The sequence below is a fragment of the Paenibacillus sp. RC73 genome, from assembly GCF_044908085.1.
Taxonomy (GTDB): Bacteria; Bacillota; Bacilli; order Paenibacillales; family Paenibacillaceae; genus Paenibacillus; species Paenibacillus terrae_A.
Map to the genome: position 1 here is coordinate 271,392 of NZ_JBIYCV010000002.1, position 19,053 is coordinate 290,444.

General features: G+C 47.5%; 15 protein-coding genes and 1 other annotated feature. Of the genes, 11 read left to right on the forward strand and 4 right to left on the reverse strand.

The window, feature by feature from the left end; genetic code table 11:
- Nucleotides 1-112 precede the first annotated feature (112 nt).
- The 4 genes from aroA to ptsP all read left to right on the forward strand — a co-directional run bounded on the left by aroA (nt 113) and on the right by ptsP (nt 5,919).
- Nucleotides 113-1,405 (forward strand): 3-phosphoshikimate 1-carboxyvinyltransferase, encoded by a 1,293-nt coding sequence (gene aroA / locus ABH897_RS04770; protein WP_404580532.1) that lies wholly within the window; start codon nt 113-115, stop codon nt 1,403-1,405.
- A gap of 34 nt (nt 1,406-1,439) precedes the next feature.
- Nucleotides 1,440-1,874, forward strand: coding sequence for a CoA-binding protein (locus ABH897_RS04775; protein WP_283652415.1), 435 nt, complete (start codon nt 1,440-1,442; stop codon nt 1,872-1,874).
- A gap of 419 nt (nt 1,875-2,293) precedes the next feature.
- Nucleotides 2,294-4,177 carry a glucose PTS transporter subunit IIA gene (locus tag ABH897_RS04780; RefSeq protein WP_404518824.1) on the forward strand — a complete coding sequence of 628 codons (1,884 nt, stop codon included), beginning with the start codon at nt 2,294-2,296 and terminating at the stop codon, nt 4,175-4,177.
- Entirely contained in the window at nt 4,174-5,919 is a 1,746-nt protein-coding gene (gene ptsP, locus ABH897_RS04785) for a phosphoenolpyruvate--protein phosphotransferase (RefSeq protein ID WP_283652413.1), read from the forward strand. The genes ABH897_RS04780 and ptsP overlap by 4 nt, the downstream gene beginning before the upstream one ends.
- 104 nt (nt 5,920-6,023) lie before the next feature.
- On the opposite strand, the gene ABH897_RS04790 is transcribed toward ptsP, so the two are convergent.
- Complete coding sequence (locus ABH897_RS04790; protein WP_404518825.1) at nt 6,024-6,560, reverse strand: type 1 glutamine amidotransferase domain-containing protein; 537 nt, start codon at nt 6,558-6,560, stop codon at nt 6,024-6,026.
- 335 nt (nt 6,561-6,895) lie between these two features.
- Here ABH897_RS04790 and ABH897_RS04795 point away from each other — a divergent pair, with 335 nt between their 5' ends.
- From ABH897_RS04795 to ABH897_RS04810, 4 genes are all read left to right on the forward strand, one after another.
- A complete protein-coding gene (locus ABH897_RS04795) occupies nt 6,896-7,342 on the forward strand; it encodes a hypothetical protein (RefSeq protein WP_044648627.1) in 447 nt (148 codons plus the stop codon).
- A 101-nt stretch (nt 7,343-7,443) separates the two neighbouring features.
- Complete coding sequence (gene ytxJ / locus ABH897_RS04800) at nt 7,444-7,785, forward strand: bacillithiol system redox-active protein YtxJ (protein WP_283652410.1); 342 nt, start codon at nt 7,444-7,446, stop codon at nt 7,783-7,785.
- 107 nt (nt 7,786-7,892) lie between these two features.
- Nucleotides 7,893-8,900, forward strand: a complete 1,008-nt coding sequence (gene ccpA / locus ABH897_RS04805; RefSeq protein ID WP_044648625.1) for a catabolite control protein A — start codon at nt 7,893-7,895, stop codon at nt 8,898-8,900.
- Between the two features lie 111 nt (nt 8,901-9,011).
- Entirely contained in the window at nt 9,012-9,710 is a 699-nt protein-coding gene (locus ABH897_RS04810; RefSeq protein WP_283652409.1) for a 5'-methylthioadenosine/adenosylhomocysteine nucleosidase, read from the forward strand.
- A 19-nt stretch (nt 9,711-9,729) separates the two neighbouring features.
- Here ABH897_RS04810 and ABH897_RS04815 read toward each other — a convergent pair whose 3' ends face one another.
- Nucleotides 9,730-10,362, reverse strand: a complete 633-nt coding sequence (locus ABH897_RS04815; protein ID WP_404518826.1) for a GNAT family N-acetyltransferase — start codon at nt 10,360-10,362, stop codon at nt 9,730-9,732.
- A 242-nt stretch (nt 10,363-10,604) separates the two neighbouring features.
- On the opposite strand from ABH897_RS04815, the gene acsA reads away from it, so the two are divergent.
- A complete protein-coding gene (gene acsA, locus ABH897_RS04820) occupies nt 10,605-12,320 on the forward strand; it encodes an acetate--CoA ligase (protein ID WP_283652407.1) in 1,716 nt (571 codons plus the stop codon).
- Between the two features lie 127 nt (nt 12,321-12,447).
- On the opposite strand, the gene ABH897_RS04825 is transcribed toward acsA, so the two are convergent.
- The gene (locus tag ABH897_RS04825) at nt 12,448-15,471 is read right to left on the reverse strand and encodes a transglycosylase domain-containing protein (protein WP_283652406.1); all 3,024 of its coding nucleotides are present in this window, start codon (nt 15,469-15,471) and stop codon (nt 12,448-12,450) included.
- Nucleotides 15,472-15,606: 135 nt separating this feature from the next.
- Nucleotides 15,607-15,875 (forward strand) — a binding site (T-box leader).
- Nucleotides 15,876-15,940: 65 nt separating this feature from the next.
- On the opposite strand from ABH897_RS04825, the gene tyrS reads away from it, so the two are divergent.
- Both tyrS and ABH897_RS04835 read left to right on the forward strand, forming a co-directional pair.
- On the forward strand, nt 15,941-17,194 hold the full coding sequence (tyrS, locus tag ABH897_RS04830; RefSeq protein WP_283652405.1) for a tyrosine--tRNA ligase: 1,254 nt from the start codon (nt 15,941-15,943) through the stop codon (nt 17,192-17,194).
- A gap of 226 nt (nt 17,195-17,420) precedes the next feature.
- Complete coding sequence (locus ABH897_RS04835) at nt 17,421-18,287, forward strand: AraC family transcriptional regulator (protein WP_404518971.1); 867 nt, start codon at nt 17,421-17,423, stop codon at nt 18,285-18,287.
- An 82-nt stretch (nt 18,288-18,369) separates the two neighbouring features.
- Here ABH897_RS04835 and rpsD read toward each other — a convergent pair whose 3' ends face one another.
- Nucleotides 18,370-18,969 (reverse strand): 30S ribosomal protein S4, encoded by a 600-nt coding sequence (gene rpsD, locus ABH897_RS04840; protein WP_025684247.1) that lies wholly within the window; start codon nt 18,967-18,969, stop codon nt 18,370-18,372.
- Nucleotides 18,970-19,053 lie beyond the last annotated feature (84 nt).

Consider the following 19,053-nt stretch of genomic DNA (forward strand, 5'->3'; position numbering starts at 1 on the left):
CCGAAAGACCTAGATGAATATTGTATATTTTTTTGGGTAGAGAAATGAACGCTACAGCTTGTATAATTAACGTAAACTAGGATGGTTTGAATCGAAAAGGAGCATGTACAATATGGATGTTATCGTTAGACCTACCCCTTCCTTGCAGGGAGAGATTGGGGCCTTGTCCTCCAAAAACTACACTACACGCTATCTGCTCACAGCAGCGCTTGCCGATGGAGAAAGTACCATTTATTTTCCGGCACACAGTGAGGATAGTGATGCTATGCGTCGTTGTATCGCTGATCTGGGGGCAGTGCTGGAAGAGGATGACGAAAAAATTGTCATTACGGGTTTTGGTAGCCATCCTCGTGCTGTGAAGGAGTTAAATGTGGGGAATGCCGGAGCGGTGCTCCGTTTTTTGATGGGAATTACATCCTTATGTCCGGATGTTACTTTCGTTAATACATATCCTGACTCATTGGGTAAACGACCACATGATGATCTAATTGATGCGCTGGGCCAATTGGGTGTGAGAGTGGACCATCGCGAAGGTAAGTTGCCAATTCGTATCCAGGGCGGTCAAGCTAAGGGCGGCAAAATTCAGGTGTCCGGTTCGGTTAGCTCACAATATTTGAGCGCTTTGCTATTCCTTACACCTTTACTGGAGGAAGACAGCGAAATCGAGGTGCTGCATGATCTGAAATCCAAGGTGGTTATTGGTCAGACGCTGGAGGTGCTCCAAGAGGCAGGTATAATCATTCATGCAAGTGACGATTATTTGTCTTTCCGTGTTCCGGGACGACAATCTTATCAGCCGCGCACGTATACAGTGCAGGGGGATTACCCGGGCAGTGCCGCGGTGCTGGCAGCGGCTGCCGTAACGAACTCGGATGTCACCATCCATCGGCTAAAGGAACAGAGCAAGCAGGGAGAACGTGCTATTGTAGATGTGCTTCGTATGATGGAAGTACCGCTGACGCACAAGAACGACACAGTTGTCGTGAAGGGGAATGGACGTTTGAAGGCAATCGAGTTTGACGGCGATGCTGCAACCGATGCTGTGCTGGCCATGGTGGCTGCCGCTGTATTTGCTGACGGCACATCCCGTTTTTATAATGTGGAAAATTTGCGGTACAAGGAATGTGATCGCATTACCGATTATTTGAACGAACTGACCAAGGCCGGAGCTCGCGTGGAGGAACGTCAGGCTGAAATTATCGTACATGGCCGACCGGAGGGGGTCGAAGGCGGCGTTGAAATCAACGCGCATTTTGATCACCGTGTTATTATGGCTTTGACGGTAGTCGGTCTACGGGCCCAGAAACCGCTGGTGATCAAGGATGCGCATCATGTTGCCAAATCATATCCGCAATATTTTGACCATCTGACGACGCTTGGCGCCTCTGTAGAGTGGGTAAAATAATAGTAAGCTTTAGAAGTGAACAGGAGGGGACAGGATGGCTTTTGAAAATCCGTCAAGAGAAGAGATCAAAAGCATTTTGGAACAAGTAGGCAACATTGCGGTTGTGGGTTTGTCTGATAAATCGGACCGGACCTCGTATATGGTGTCTTATGCTATGCAAAAGCGGGGATACCGGATTATTCCGGTTAATCCTGCAGCAGCGGGGCAAACGATTTTAGGAGAAACTTGCTATGCAAGTCTCGAAGAAGTACCTGAGCCTGTGGAACTGGTCAATGTATTCCGTCGCAGTGAGTACTGCGCGGAGGTTGCTCGTGAGGCAGCTGCCATTGGTGCCAGGGTTTTGTGGCTTCAACAGGGCATTATCAGCCAGGAAGCCGCTGACATCGCGCAGGAGCATGGAATGACGGTTATTATGGATCGCTGCATTAAGGTAGAGGATTCCGTAACCCAAGCTGTACGCAAAGGATAATCTGGACATGAAGAAAAACCTTCGCCCCGATGAAATACGGGGAAGAAGGTTTTTAGTGTGGAATTAAACTATATTTGGCTTTACTTTTTTTCACTCAGTTGCTTGGTTAAGTTTAGTCAGGAACTGTATATTATACTTACAGGAATTCATATAATGTATGTATGCCATTATGATGATATTATCTTGGTGAATTCGCTTATTTTATTGGTTATGGTAATGGAATCGCTGCTCCATCCCCCTTTGTTTCAGGATAGCTTGGTCCAAGCTGATAAACAAGCAAAATATAACTTAAATAGGCCATTTAATGGAGTTGTCCAGACCTTTAAAGCGTATATAAGTATTTTTAATCAAGCAAGAGAATCGCTTTGACAAAAGTATCTATTCGGCTTACCATCAGGGATAGAAAGGAGAGGAATGCCATGAATTGGCTCGGATCCTTACAACAGCTTGGTCGTGCTGTCATGCTCCCGACGATGGTGTTACCGGCTGCTGCTATATTACTAAGTCTCGGTAGCCTTCCCTGGTCCACTTGGGGATTTCCAATGGTGTCTGATATGGCTAATGCGGCAGGGAACGGTATTTTTTATTTTTTGCCGTATTTGTTTGCGGTTGGTGTAGCACTCGGCATGTCAAATCAGGCAGGTCAGGCGGGATTGGCGGCATTGGCTGGTATGGCAATATATGATCAGGTCACATTGAGATTTGGAAACGGACTCATTCATCCGGCGACGCTCATTGGCATCATTTTAGGTGTCATTTCAGGGGTGGCGTATAACCGCTTCAAAAGCATTAAGCTGCCCGAGGTACTCCAATTTTTTGGAGGGACTCGATTTGTTTTACTGCTAATTGGCTTGTTCTCCGCCGTGTTCGCAGGACTGATGCTGATTGTGGCTCCACTCATTCAGAGAGGATTGCAGTTTATAGCAGGTCTGGAATTGAGCTTGGGCGGCTTCGGATTGTTTATTTATGGTATTTTGTATCGGGTGCTGGCGGCTTTTGGCCTCCATCATCTGCTTAATAATATATTCTGGTTTCAACTGGGTACATATAAAACACCGTCAGGCAACATAGTGCAGGGAGACTTACCCCGATTTTTTGCTGGCGATCCGACGGCGGGCTATTTTATGTCAGGGTTGTTTCCAATCATGATGTTTGCGATTCCAGCCATTGCGCTGGCGATTATTCAGGAAGCACGTGAAGACTTGAAGCCAAAGGTGCAAAAGACATTTTTGACTGCTGCCCTGGTCTGTTTTTTTACCGGTGTATCGGAACAAATCGAGTTTGCCTTTTTGTTTGCTGCTCCTTATTTGTTCCTTGTTCATGCAGTCATGTCCGGTCTGGCTATGTGGCTTACCTTTGAACTGGATATTCATCACGGTTTTTCATATTCAGCGGGTTTTATAGATTACGTACTCAATTTCCATCTGTCACATAATGCCTGGTTGTTGATTCCGTTAGGTGTGGCGTATGGGCTGGTGTATTATGTGCTATTCCGCTGGGCGATTCGGAGGTTCCGTATTCCCACTCCAGGTCGCGAGGAAGGTTCAGTTCTGGAGGATTGGGCAGGCAATATTCCCTACAGCGCTCCGCTCATTTTGGAGGCGCTCGGCGGGAAGGAAAATATTGTTCGGGTGGAAGCCTGTATTACACGGTTGCGCCTCACCGTCCACAATGACCGGCTGATTGATACTGGAGCGATAAAAGCCTTGGGCTCGGCTGGACTCATCAACCTGGGAGGGGGCAACTTGCAGGTTGTGTTCGGGACGTATTCGGAGCTGATTCGTGAGGAAATCGCGAAGCTTATGGATCGTGATCTTCCTCAAGTGTTGTTCAACGCTCCTGTGCATGGAAAAATGCTGCCGATTCACGAGGTGCCGGACAAAATTTTTGCGACGAAGCTGGTCGGAGACGGAGTTGCTTTTGTTCCCGAACGAGGTGAACTTGTGTCTCCGGTGTATGGTACGGTTATGCATTTGTATCCGACCATGCACGCTTTGGGCATTTCTACACGAGAGGGACTTGAGGTTCTGCTTCATATAGGGATTGATACTTCACAGCTAAAAGGGAATTTTACTGCTATGGTAGAAGCAGGCGATACGGTGGAACCGGGACAATTGCTGATCAAATTTGATTTGCAGGCGCTGCGGGAACAAGCTCCATCTTTAGTGACCCCTATGGTCATTACGAATCCGGATCGCGTGAAGTCATGGAGCTTTGCTCCGTTTAAAACAGTGAAAAAAGGTCAGACCTCGGTAATGTCCGTTGTGCTGCATGACAGGAATGTTGGAGGGGTAGAGACATGATAGAAGGCATCGGCGCCGCAGCAGGTGTGGCAATCGGGAAGGCTTTTGTCCTGCCGAGCTGGGAGTGGGATTTACCTGAGCAGAAAATGGATGCGGTGGATCTCGCAAAGGAATTCGAGCGGCTGTATGAAGGGATACGCACATCCAAAAGTGAAATCCAGTTTATTAAGGATGAGTTTCGGGAAATGGTGGGACCGGAAGAATCCAGCATTTTTGATGCGCATCTGGCTATATTGGAGGACCCTGAATTCATGAACGAAGTTCGTGGAATCATCGAGCGTCAATATAAAGCAGCCGAGGTGGCTGTTAAGGAAGCAATTGACCATTTTGTGACGATGTTTGATCTGCTGGATGATGAATATATGAAGGAGCGGGCGATCGACATCAAGGATGTGGGGAATCGGTTGCTCAAGCATTTGCTGGGTGCGCCGGAAGTAACTCTTCCGAAGGACACACAGCCTTACATTCTGGTAGCCAAGGAGCTTTCTCCATCTCAATCGGCCCACTTGAATCCAAGCTATGTATTAGGAATTGTAACTATGAATGGGGGCAAAACATCGCATTCCGCGATCATGGCCCGTGCGATGGGCATTCCGCTTGTTTCGGGACTGGAGAGCAATCTCAATTTGCCTGTCCAGACTGGGGATATGATGGTTGTCGACGGAGACTTGGGTAAGGTTTATGTGAAGCCGGAGAAATCCATTATTGATCATTATACGGCATTACGTGATGAGCAGCTCCGCAGAAAAGAACAGCTTCAGGTGCTCGCTTCCGTGGAAGCCGTGACCAAGGATGGAACTGAACTGAGGCTGGCAGCGAATATCAGTTCTGTCAAGGAACTGGAGGCGGCATTGAAGCATGGGGCGCAGGGTGTTGGACTGTTCCGCACGGAATTTTTATATATGGATCGAAACTCTGCACCGGATGAAGATGAGCAGTATGAAGTGTATCGGCTGGTAGCAGAAAAGGCAGGAAACCACTCCGTTGTTATCCGTACATTGGATATCGGCGGGGATAAACCGCTGGACTATCTTCAACTGCCGGTGGAAGAAAACCCGTTTCTCGGCTATCGCGCTATACGCATCAGTCTCGATTGGAAGGAATTATTCAAGACACAACTGACAGCTATTTTACGTGCCAGTGCGGCAGGGAATATCAAGGTCATGTATCCGATGATCTCATCGGTGGAGGAGATCCGCCAGGCGGATGCAATCTTGAAGGAAGCTATGGCGGATTTGGATGCGAGAGGGGTTGCCTACAATCCACATATCCAGCAAGGGATTATGATCGAGGTGCCAGCGGCAGCAATGATTGCCGATCTACTCGCTGCTGAAACAGATTTTTTCAGTATAGGCACGAATGATCTGGTACAGTATGTGCTGGCCGTAGACCGTATGAACGAGCAGATTGCCCATATGTACCATCCATACCATCCGGCTGTGCTGCGGATGCTGCGTATGACGGCACAGGCGGCTCATCAAGCGGGAATTGATGTGAGTGTGTGCGGTGAAATGGCAGGGGATGAACGCTCCATTCCCTTGTGGCTGGAGTTGGGAATACACCAGCTAAGCATGTCTCCCCAGTCCTTGCTGCGAGTTAAGCATCGTGTGCTGAACACGTCCGCAGCTGAGGCAACACTGGTTGCCCAGGCGTGCTTCAGCATGTCTACCGGCGCGGCGATCGAAGACAAGCTGACCGCAGTTAGTGTCAGTTGTATTTCAGTCGGGCCTGGACGGCAGTAATCATGCAATGGCTGTGTAGCTTGTTTTGGAATAAAAAAACACCTTCAAAACCATGGATAACGTGGTGATTTTGAAGGTGTTTTTGCTCATTATATTGGACTGCCTTATTTCTTTGCGTTGTTTGCCAACAGATCGCAGAACGCTTTTCCATATGGCGGAAGGTCAGGCGGGCGGCGGGCAGATACGATATGTCCGTCTGTCACGACAGCTTCGTCCTTCCAGATGGCTCCTGCGTTTTCCATATCATCACGGATGCCCGGTGTGGAAGTTACGGTGACACCGTCCAAAATTTTGGCGGAGATCAGCACCCAGCCTGCGTGGCAGATCTGCCCGATGGGTTTGTGGGCGGCGTGAAACTCCTGTACAAGTTGAATCACCTTGGGATAGCGGCGCAGTTTATCCGGCGCCCAGCCTCCGGGGACAAGAATCCCGTCATAATCGCGGCTGTTCAATTCCTCAAAGGCATATTCCGCTTCAGCAGGTACGCCATATTTTCCAATATATTTTTTACCCTTTTCAGCACCGGCCAAATGCACTTCTGCGCCTTCTTCACGGACGCGGTACACGGGGTACCATAGCTCCAGATCCTCGAATTCCTCATCTACCAGGGCGATAACCTTTTTTCCGGCAAGTCTCGACATCTAACCATCCTTTCGTGCGTCACTTGATGACACGCTGTTTTATATCTGCACCTATACATCTTAAGAAAAAGAGCGCCGGAAGTCCATTCCTCTGCACATTCTCATAAATTGACTAGCTCTTTTAATACTAGCATCACCATTCCGAAACCCACTAAACCTTTGGTAATTTGTTCATAGCTGCAATCTGTGGAAGGATTTGAGGTCCCAAAGTCGAAATAAAAAAGAGTGTGAAAAATTTTATAGAGTTAACAAATCTTTTATAGACTAGTAGATAGATATATCTGGATTCTGATGAAATCCTCATATAGCTTGATCCTACGTAATGAGGTGGTTAAATGCATAAGCAATGCCAATGCGGTAAACCGATGGGGCTGGAGTTGAGAAAGGTAGTTTATGCGGACAAGGTTGAAATTTTACATGTTCCCGTATTTTCATGCCCTTCATGCTTCTCCAGTGAGGTTTTGCAGCATGTAACGAAGGACATCAAGGAGCTATTGCAAAATTTGGGGAGCAAGCCTACGGCTCGGCGCATTTCCTTTGCCCGTAACAACGAGCTGGCTGAAATTATTCGCAGGCTGGTGCTGGAGGAAGCGGACAATCCTAATGTGGACTGGCAATCCTCTTTGGAGGAGCGAATGGAGCTTCGAATCAATCTGCTGCTGGACCTTTATCGTTATGCGAGAAGTCTGGGAGATGAGGATTGGATGAACGATGTACAGAAAAGATTGGGGCAATTATCCGGTTTTACCAGTGAATCGGTGTTTATGAATACAAAAAACTAAAAAAAATGAAAATTTTCATGGTCACCATTGGATTTTACATGTTCTTTTTGTTAGGATGTGAATAGGACATACGACAATACGAGGAAAGGAATGTATATCCAATGGCGACGATGACAAAGATGACTACTGTTCAACAATTAAATGCGGCGCTGGAAGCGTCATCAGACAAGGCATTGCTTCTTTTTAAACATAGTACGCGCTGTCCGATTAGCTCTGGCGCACATCAGGAACTGGAGTCCTATTTGCAAGGCACTCCCAACGAAAATATTGAATACGGTATCATTTATGTAGTAGAAGACCGGCCGGTGTCCAATGAGGCTGCGAACAAGCTCCAACTGCAGCATGAATCACCGCAGGCCATTTTGATCAAGGGCGGAGAGGCTGTCTGGCATACATCCCATTCGAATATCACTGCGCGTGCGCTTCACGATCATTTGGTATAGATAGAATGAGCGCTGTCGTTGCATAAAGTAGTATTTTGTCGTATCATAGTTCTAATTAGTTGTTCTTGGATTCGGTTGAAAATTTATTGGCAATGGAGAGAAGGAATTTGACGGTAACGATCTATGATGTAGCTCGCGAAGCTGGTGTCTCAATGGCGACAGTGTCCCGTGTAGTTAACAATAATCCTAACGTAAAACCTCAGACACGCAAGAAGGTATATGAAGCGATTGAGCAATTGGGATATCGGCCTAATGCGGTGGCTAGAGGTCTGGCCAGCAAGAAGACAACAACCGTCGGCGTGGTTATCCCTGATATATCAAACTCAATTTTCGCAGAGATTGCGCGGGGCATTGAGGATATTGCGAATATGTATCACTATAACATTATTTTGTGTAATGCCGATAAGAGGAAAGAAAAAGAGATTCGTGTCATCAATACGCTGCTCGAAAAACAGGTTGATGGACTTCTGTTCATGGGTGGCACAGTAACGGACGAGCATATTCAGGCTTTTCATACGGCTGCGGTTCCTATCGTTCTGTGCGCAACGAGTGATGAGAAAGGCAGCTACCCTTCGGTTGATATTGACCATGAAGCCGCTGCTTTTGATGCAGTGAATACATTGATCCGCCACGGGCACCGTCAAATCGCGATGATTAGTGGTACTCTTCAGGATCCTGCGAACGGCTATGCACGTTTCCAAGGCTACAAGAGAGCGCTGGAAGCAGCAGGAATGGAGTATCAGGAAGATCTCGTGCGAATCGGGAACTATCGTTATGAGTCCGGTGTGGAGGCAATGAAGTATTTCCTGGGCCTCAAGAAGAAGCCAAGCGCGATTTTTGCGGCTACGGATGAAATGGCAATTGGTGCGATTCATAGCATTCAGGATGAAGGCTTGAAAGTACCGGACGATTTCTCTGTCATCAGTGTGGACAATATCCGTATGGCTTCCATGGTTCGTCCGCAGCTTACGACAGTAGCGCAACCGATGTACGATTTGGGTGCAGTAGCGATGCGTTTGCTGACCAAGCTGATGAAGAAGGAAAATGTGGAAAATCCCCGCGTTATTTTGCCGCATGAAACGATTTTGCGGTTGTCGGTTAATTATTTAGACTAGACAAATTTGTTAACAGGATAGACCTTCGATGAAAGCTCCTTTTATGGAGCTTTTTTCGTGAATACATAGTCCATAATGCACATCATTAAACAAAGAATAGAGGGATTTGAGATGAGCCGAATTTATGGATTAATTGGTGCCATGGATGAAGAAATTGAGCTGCTGCTTGCTGCAATGACTGAAGCTAGTAAGTCGGTCAAGGCTGGAATCACCTATACAAAGGGAGTCATTCACGGTCAACAGGTTGTCGTATGCAAGTCCGGTGTAGGTAAGGTCAATGCTGCGGTAACGACACAAATCCTTATCGATAGCTTTGGAGCGGAACAAATCATATTTACAGGAGTGGCAGGGGCGGTGCATCCGGATTTAAATATTGGGGATATCGTGATCTCCTCGACGTGCATGCAGCATGATATGGATGTAACGCCTTTGGGTTACGCCAAAGGGGTCATTCCTTATCAGGATACCTCGGAGTTTGCGGCTGATCCTGATCTTGTTCGCCTGGCTGAGCAAGCCTGTCAATCCTTCGGCGATCGTTATATTATCGGCAAGGTGCTTTCCGGTGACCAGTTTATCGCCAGTCGTGAGCTGGTAGCTGCATTGCATCAGGAGATGGACGGTGCTTGTACCGAGATGGAGGGCGCAGCAGTGGCTCAGACAGCCCATATGAACGCTGTGCCTTACGTTGTCCTCCGCTCTATGTCTGATAAGGCAGACGGATCTGCCCATGTTAATTTTGGCGAATTTACAGTAGAATCTTCCCATCGTTCGCATCGGATTGTGGAGTATATGCTGAAGTATTTGGCTTAAATGGCTAGTAGTGTAACATTTAATACATGAACCTTCTCACAAACCGGATACGATCAAACTGTTCCCGTGATGTGAGGGGGACATCCTCTCCCATTCGGACCATTAGGCAATTCGCCGGGTGAGAGCATATTTCAGGATCATCCGTTGCGTACCAGATCATATCCACGGTTTTCATCAGACGTTCCATCATGCGGCGGTATTCCCATACAGAGAGACCGCTGCCTTTTAAATCCCAATGCCAATAGTACTCAGTCGTAAAAATGATATAGGATTCCAGTTGTCCGTCCTCAAAGGCGACACGGATCATTTGGCTTCCCAGACCCAGTCCGCGATATTCGTCGGCTACCTCAATCGCTCCAAGCTCCAGCAGGTCCTTCATTCCGGCTTCCGACCAGCGTTCCATCTCATCCGGATAGTGAAAAGTCACGTATCCGAGAATGGTTTCCCCATCATGTGCGATGATAATCCTGCCTTCCGGCAGTCCCGAAATATCCATCAGCGCGTCGAATTGCTCCTTCGGCTTGCGAAAGGCGTCCAGTTGTGGATGCATTTGAAATGAACGCAGTTGATCAGCGGATACGGGGCCTTCTACGTAAATCTTTTGCCCGTTATGACTCAGCGTGTCCAAATGGTGCAGTTTTAAATGCTGCATACATGCGCCTCCTTCTTTACCGTGACCTAGCTCTCCATATCCCCTACTTATAGCAAAAAAACAAATAAATGAAAAGGATGGTCGTCACATCCTCACCTATGATATACTGTTTTAGACATAAATTGTTCACAATTAGTCGCTTTTATCAGATGTTAAACAAAGGAATTGACATGCTTGTATTGAATTTGTAAGCGTTATCTTGTTCTGTATTATTCTCATTATATCGTGAGGAGGCTGAACGCATGAAGATTGAAGAACTCCAGGCTGTAGTTCCCACATCCAACATGGGCCCGTATGAACAAGCTTACAACCGCTTTCAGTGGGAAGATGCAGAGCGTCATTTTACGTGGTATGAATCAGGCAAGGTGAACATGGCGCATGAAGCGATTGACCGGCATGTAGAGGAAGGGAGAGGCAGCAAAACGGCGTTGTTGTATTGTGACGCGAACCGCCATGAAGCCTACACCTTTTCTCAGTTGCGTGCCAGCTCCAACAGGTTTGGTAATGTGCTGCGTAAATACGGAATTGGCAAAGGGGAGCGGGTATTTATATTTATGCCGCGTTCACCTGAGCTGGTCATTAGTCTGCTTGGCATTTTGAAGGTAGGAGCAGTCGTCGGACCTTTATTTGAGGCATTTATGGAAACGGCGGTCAAGGATCGGCTGGAGGATAGCGGGGCGGTGGCGCTGGTGACCACGCCTGGACTTCTCTCGCGCGTACAGCGTGAGGAACTTCCGGAGCTGCGGCATATTTTTGTGGTTGGCGACGTGGACGAACGGGAACAAGGGATTATTGATTTTGAAACGGAAATGCTTGCGTCCTCCGAGGAACTTGAACCGGAATGGCTGAGTCGTGAGGATGGGTTGATTATTCATTACACGTCAGGCTCAACGGGCAAGCCTAAAGGCGTGTATCATGTGCAAAACGCGATGATCCAGCACTATTATACCGGAAAAATGGTGCTGGATCTGCGTGAAGATGATGTGTATTGGTGTACAGCCGATCCCGGTTGGGTTACCGGAACGTCATATGGCATTTTTGCCCCATGGCTGAATGGAGTAACAAATGTTATTCGTGGCGGTCGTTTTAGCCCCGAGGACTGGTATCGAACCATTGAGCGTTACGAGGTGACCGTATGGTATAGCGCTCCTACGGCGTTTCGGATGCTCATGAGCGCAGGGGAGGATATCGTTGACAAATATGATCTCGGAAGCCTGCGGCATGTGCTGTCCGTCGGAGAGCCGCTGAATCCCGAGGTGGTGCGCTGGGGCTGGCAGGTATATAAGCAGCGTATTCATGATACCTGGTGGATGACGGAAACGGGTGGCCAAATGATCTGTAATTACCCTGAGCTGCCGATTAAGCCCGGCTCGATGGGAAAGCCATTGCCTGGCATTCAGGCCGCTATTCTGGACGACAGGGGGCAAGTGCTTCCGCCTAACCGAATGGGGCATTTGGCGATTCGTACGCCGTGGCCGTCTATGATGAACCGTATATGGAACAACCCGAACAAATTTCAGGAGTATTTCCGTTTTTCCGACTGGTATGTGTCTGGTGATTCTGCTTATATGGATGAGGACGGATACTTCTGGTTTCAGGGACGAATTGATGATGTCATTAATTCGTCCGGGGAGCGAATTGGTCCTTTTGAGGTCGAGAGCAAGCTTCTGGAGCATCCCGCTGTAGCGGAGGCTGGAGTGATCGGAAAGCCGGATACTGTGCGGGGAGAGATCATTAAAGCTTTTATCGCACTCCGTGAAGGCTACACCCCCTCTGAAGCTTTGCAGCAGGATATTTATCGCTTTGTCAAAGAAGGGCTGTCTGCCCATGCTGCACCACGTGAAATTGAGTTTAAGGAAAAGCTGCCCAAAACCCGTTCCGGTAAAATTATGAGACGTGTACTGAAAGCTTGGGAGCTTAATCTTCCTACAGGAGATTTGTCTACCATAGAGGATTGAAATGCTTTTTAAGAAAGATACAAAAAAGGGAGTCTCCAAAGCCGTGATGGCTAAGGAACTCCCTTTTTGTTGGTTCTGATAAAGTGGGTTTTTACCAAATATCAGTATTTGTTGCTGTTGTGAGCTTTTATGGACGAACGGCTCCGGAAGGAGCTGATTCCCCCAAGGCATTCATGGAAGTGATGCGGAACCAACCCTTCGGTTTGCTGCCCGCTTTATATTGAAAGCTGGTGGATGCGGTGGAGCCGATGTTTGTAAAAGGCTCCGCACCGCTTTCACTGTAGTACACGTTATAGCCTGTAATCGCATCCGCAGGCTTTCCTGCACTCCATTGGAGCGCTACGGCTGAGCCTGCTGCTTTCGCTTGAGGCTGCCCAGGAGCGGTAGGAATCTCCGTAGGCTGCGCACTTGGTCCATCTCCTTCACTCGGTACAACTGGATTCTCGGGATCAACAGGTGGTGCTACAGGCGCTGCACTTGCTTGGGAGCTTGGCCCTGACTCATGTCCGCCTACATCAACGGCGGTTACGTAGTAGCTGGAGCTGCCACCACCCGGGCTGTCAGAGAACACTTTGGAGCCGTCAGCCATGACGACTTTGCCAAGCCGTTGGAAGCTGCCCCCATCTGTAGAACGATATAGACGGTATCCTACGACATCGCTGTTTCCGCTTGGGCTAAAGCTGATCATAGCTTTGCCGTCACTATAGCTTACGCTAACGTTAGACGGAGCACTAGGATCGGCTCCATCGTCTTTGCGCGGATCAATCTGGGTAGGAGCCGCCTTATCTGCATCCTGAGGCAGATAGTAGGACAACGAATTATGTCGTCTCATCACGGTAAAGGCTTGCTGGAGCTCTTTAATCAGCTCTGAAATCGGTTTTTCCCGTTTGCTAACGGTCCGCTCGTTCAACATATCATCCGGTGTGCCGTCCCGTGGAATGTAATTGACACCTTGATAGGTAATATATTTGGCACGAGTGACACCATTTTCACTGTTTTTGGGTGGATACTTACTGTTGTAAATATCCGAACCGTATGCGGATGCTGTTCTTGTTACAATACCGTCTGGTCGCTTGAAGCTGTCGGTTCGGAACAGATCCGGATCCTTTGCGGTCACTTCATTCATGATTTGCGCCCACAGGCGGCGTGCCCGCTCTTTTTGTGCTTTCGTTTCAAGCTTATTGACAGGTTGCTTGTAACCAACCCATACACCCAGTGTGACGTCAGGCGTAAAGCCCTCGAACCATACATCGGTATAAGATTGTGTAGTACCTGTTTTACCAGCAATCGGAATCTTGCCAGCTTGATTGAAATTACGCTTCACCAGTCTGCCTGTACCTTCCGACACAGCTGTACGCAGCATATCCGTCATCAGATAGGCGGTTTGTGGTGTAAAGGCTTGTACGGGATTAGGCTGATGCTTATAAACGATATTCCCTTGCGAGTCCACAATCTTTTCGATCATGTAGGCGTCATTAAATACACCGCCGTTTGGAATCGCACCATAAGCATTCGTCAGTTCCTCGACTGTGACCCCATGGGCCAAACCGCCGAGTACACCCGTCTGGGCGTTGTTATCGCTTGGTTCCAAGGTGGTAATGCCTAGCTTCTTGGCAAAATCCCAAGCTTTGCTGATACCTACCTTTTCGTTAAACAGCTTGAGTGCTATCGTATTTAGTGACTGATTCAACGCATAACGGGCCGTAACCAGCCCCTGATAGCGGTTATTGGCGTTTTTCGGGATGTGATACCCATTGCTGCCATCCTTCAAAATAATAGGTGCATCATCCACGATGCTGCCAGGCTGCACGAGACCGCTGTCCAATGCAGGGAGATAGGCGGCAATCGGCTTCATAGCCGATCCCGGCTGGCGTACCATCTGGGTAGCATAATTCATCTGTTCTTTTTGGAAATCCCGGCCTTCCATCATACCGAGAATCGCGCCTGTTTTGTGCTGGATAAGAATGGCGGCCGCTTGCTCGTCACCCTTGGTTTTACTTGTGGAAGAGAAATTATCCTTGTTTTCTGCAATTTGGCGCATCGACTTGTAGATACTTTTATCAATAGTGGTGTATACCATATAACCACCTGTTCGAAGCTGTTGTTCAGCTTCTTTGAGCAAGTCGTTATCATCCTTGGTTTTGGCATCTGCACTGGCATTGGCCGCTTGACCCGGATTTGTGACTGACATAAGTGCCTGTGCCGCTTGCCGTTCCGTTTCCATCATAAGATACGGATACGTGTTGTAGGCTTTAACAGTGCGTGGAGCGAGCGACTTTTTGATATCAAAAGCCATCGCCTCATCATACTGTGCCTGATTGATTTTGTTCTCCTCTAGCATCCTGCTAAGTACCAGGTGCTGGCGGTTGATCGCCCTTTTAAAGCCGGACTCGTTAAATTCACCCTTACCGTTGTAAGCGGAATAAGAGGAAGGAAGCTGTGGCAGACCTGCCAGATAGGCGGCTTGAGCCACATTCAGCTTATTCAGATCATTCTCATTAAAAATACCTTTGGCCGCTGCTTTGATCCCAAAGACGTTATAACCGCTTGATCCGTTACCAAAAGGTACTTTATTGAGATAGGCCGTAATAATTTGCTGCTTGCTCAGGAAGCGCTCAAGGCGCAGAGAGAGCAAAATTTCCTTGACCTTGCGGTCATCCGTGCGATCCAGATTCAGAAAGACACGACGGGCGAGCTGCTGGGTTAGGGTGCTTCCCCCGGTTTGTACGGATTCATGCAGCGCTTTTTGTTTTATAGCCCGCAGCGTTCCCGACAGATCGACACCTTTATGCTCGTAAAAATGGTTATCTTCAATGGCAATGACTGCGTTAATAACGAGTTGCGGAATCTCCTTAAACGTGACAGGACGCCGATCTTCTTCTGTCCGGAGCTGTCCGATAGGGGAGCCATCATTGAAATAAGCGAAGCCTGTAATTGCATTTTTGTCTACTTCCTGTTCAATCATGGATCTGGAGCGCACTGGCTCGCTTTTTACAATAGAGGCTACATAGCCGGCTGCGGCTCCTCCTGCAAACAGCGCTCCCATAAAACCGATGATGACGACCCACTTTATGACACGGCCGAGCCTTCGCATGTATGTCCGTAAGCGGGAAGGCTTTGGCTCTGACACATTGTTTTTTTCTTCAACCATTAAGTCTTCCTCCTTTATAACAGCCATTATTATAGCATAAAATTACAAAATGAACCCATATGCTAAAAAGCCTGTCTTTTGGTGTCGTTGACTCTATAAAAGTGGTGTGTTATAAATAAGTCAAAGTAAATATCGTGAAAAGCAGAGAAAGACTTCAGTAGAAGGTGGAATCACGTTGTGCAGAGAGCCGATGGGTGGTGCGAATCGGTAACGACCCTCCTTTGAATTACTGTCTGGAGCTGTCTGGATGAATGGTGTAGCTTTTGCAGATTTGTGAAGCTGACTATAGTAATCCAGTACCGGGTGTAGGCCCGTTATAGGAATGAAGTGAAAGAAACGCTTGTCTTTGGCATATGTTTCTTTAATTAGGGTGGTAACGCGAGCGGCTCCTTCTCGTCCCTTGGGATGAAAGGGGCTTTTTGGTCTGTTTAATATGTAATATTTTGGATAAAAACAGGAGGTATACAGGATGAAATGGGAAGAGTTGAAGCCTGAACAGCAGGTAGAGGTAGAACGTCAATTAAATGTGATTCAACGTGGTGTGGCAGAAATTGTACCGGAGGACGAGCTGAAGCGTAAGCTTATTAAATCGGTCGTTAGCGGTGAGCCGCTTCAAATTAAATTAGGACTTGACCCATCGGCGCCGGACATTCACATCGGGCATACGGTCGTTATGCATAAGCTACGCCAGTTTCAGGAGCTTGGTCATCAGGTACAACTTATCATCGGCGATTTTACGGGCAAGATTGGTGATCCGACAGGCAAATCGGAAACTCGTAAGCAGCTGACCGAGGAAGATGTCCAGCGCAATGCTCAGACGTATAAGGAGCAGATATTCAAAATTCTGGACCCCGAAAAAACAAAGGTATACTACAATTCCCATTGGTTGGCGCCCATGTCTTTTGCGGATGTGGTAACGCTGGCCGCTAAAGTAACTGTCGCACGTATGCTGGAACGGGATGACTTTACGAAAAGATACCAAAACGGCTTGCCGATCAGCATCCATGAATTTTTCTACCCGTTGATGCAAGGGATGGATTCCGTGGAACTCCGAAGCGACATTGAGTTGGGCGGTACAGATCAAAAGTTCAATTTGCTGATGGGCAGAACTCTGCAAAAGGAATACGGAGTGGAGCCACAGGCCACCATTACGTTGCCACTGCTTGAAGGGCTGGATGGCGTGCAGAAGATGAGCAAAAGTCTGGGCAATTACATTGGTGTCGATGAAGAGCCGAACGAAATCTATGGAAAATCCATGTCGGTTCCTGATGAACTGATGTTTAAATATTTTGAGCTGGCAACAGATTTGAACAATGAGGAACTGGCTGAGCTCGCGGAAGGTATTAAGAACGGTTCAGTGCATCCGCGTGACGCCAAAATGAAGCTGGCCGGAACGTTGGTACGCATGTACCACGGTAAGGAAGCGGAGGAAGCAGCGAAGCAGCATTTTGTGACTGTATTCCAGCAACGAGCACTGCCTGACGATATTGAAGAGTTCACTTTGACGGAGGATCATTTGGAAGATGGCGGCATCCGTGTCATCCAATTGCTGACTCAATTGGGCTTTGCGGCTTCTAACGGTGAAGCCAAACGCAGCATTCAGCAGGGCTCGGTCAAAATTAACGAAGAGAAATGGACCGATGTAAACGAAGCATACACGCCGCAGGAAGGCGATATTGTGCAGGTTGGTAAACGGAAGTTCGCCAAAATCAAGCTGGGTTGATTTTTATAGTTGGGAAATAAAAATGCTTTTAAAAGCAACGCTGAGACGATATTCATGTCTTAGCGTTGCTTTTTTACACATTCTATTTGAAGTGAAAAACCGTGGTAAACTTAGCACAAATGATCAAACAAGCTTGTGTAGGATTGTACATAATGGATTACGAAGTCTTATTAAATTCGCTTGGCGGATGAATGGTCAAACCACAACGAGTAAGGGGAAGGATCGTATGGACTACTTTAAAAGAATACAGTGTGCGATTGAGTTTATTGAAATGAATCTTCGGGAGGAGTTAGAAATTACTGAAATTGCTTCGCAAGCTTGCTTTTCAGCCTTTCATTTTCAGCGGCTTTTTCAGGCGATATCGGGCTTTACGGTTCAACAGTATATAAGGAAGAGAAGATTATCGGAGGCGGCTGTAGGGCTGAAACGGTCCCATCAAAACGTATTAGATATCGCTCTTGAATACCAGTACAGCTCGCAAGAAGCGTTTACACGTGCTTTTGAAAAAAGTTTTGGTGTCACCCCGGGGAGATACCGGAACGGTGATATAGATATTTCTCGACAACACAAGATCAATTTTCTGGATTATCAAAAGAACACCAAAGGAGATTTAGATGTTAATAAGCCGGTGATGCTGCAACTCGATACGATTAAGATTATAGGGCATGAATACAAAACAAACCTGAATCATGAGCAGCATTATAATGAGATTCCAGGATTTTATGATCACTTTGGAAAGAATGAGCATTTTATGCGCATTCCGAACAAAATTGCACCGGGGATGTCGTATGGTATTGCTTGCTATTTTCAAGATAATGGTGAATTTTCATTTGTGATTGGCGAGGAAGTTGAGGGAGAAGCGGAGGATTTGGCAAAGGGCTTTATCTATATGGAGATTCCAGCTGGAAGGTATGCCGAATTTAACGCTTCAGGTCCAAATGGCCGGGTTCAGGATGTAAGAAACTATATCTACGGCACATGGCTTCCCAACTCTAATTTTGAGCGTAGGGAAGGACCGGATTTTGAAATCACCGATGTGATGAATTCTTCCTTTCCCGATTTGGATATTAAGGTATATATACCGATCGAATAAAATGTTGCAAGCTTCACGCAACAGTAACACGAAAAAAAGCACCCGAACGAAGTTCGGGTGCTTTTCGGTGCTATCACAAGGATTAGCGGTTGTAGAATTCGACGATTTGTTTTTCGTCGATATCTTGGGACAATTCGCCACGCTCAGGCAAACGGATGTATTTGCCTTCCAGAGCTGCGTCATTGTACTCCAGGTAAGCTGCCAAGTGGTTGCGGTTTTCCAAAGCTTCTTTGATGGAAGACAGGGAACGACTTCTTTCACGAAGGCCGATCACGTCGCCCAGGCTTACTTGGTAAGAAGCGATGTCAACTTTTTTACCGTTCACAGTAACGTGACCGTGTGCTACCAATTGACGTGCGCCTGCACGGGAGTTAGCAAAGCCAAGACGGAACACGAGGTTGTCCAGGCGGCTTTCCAGCAAGAACATGAAGTTCTCACCAGCGATACCGTGCATGTGTTGAGCTTTGTTGAACAGAGTGCGGAATTGTTTTTCACCCAAGCCGTACATGTGACGCAGCTTTTGTTTTTCTTGAAGCTGCATACCGTAGTTGCTGATTTTTCTCCGTTGGTTTGCACCATGTTGTCCCGGAGGGAAAGGGCGTTTCAATTCTTTACCTGTGCCGCTCAGGGAAATTCCCAGACGACGGCTCAATTTAAATTTAGGACCAGTGTAACGTGCCATTATAGAGTTAACTCCTTCATAATTAAAATTTGAGTTGGGGCTCTCTTTGCGCTCCAATTTGTTCGGCGCTCCCTATCAAGGTGA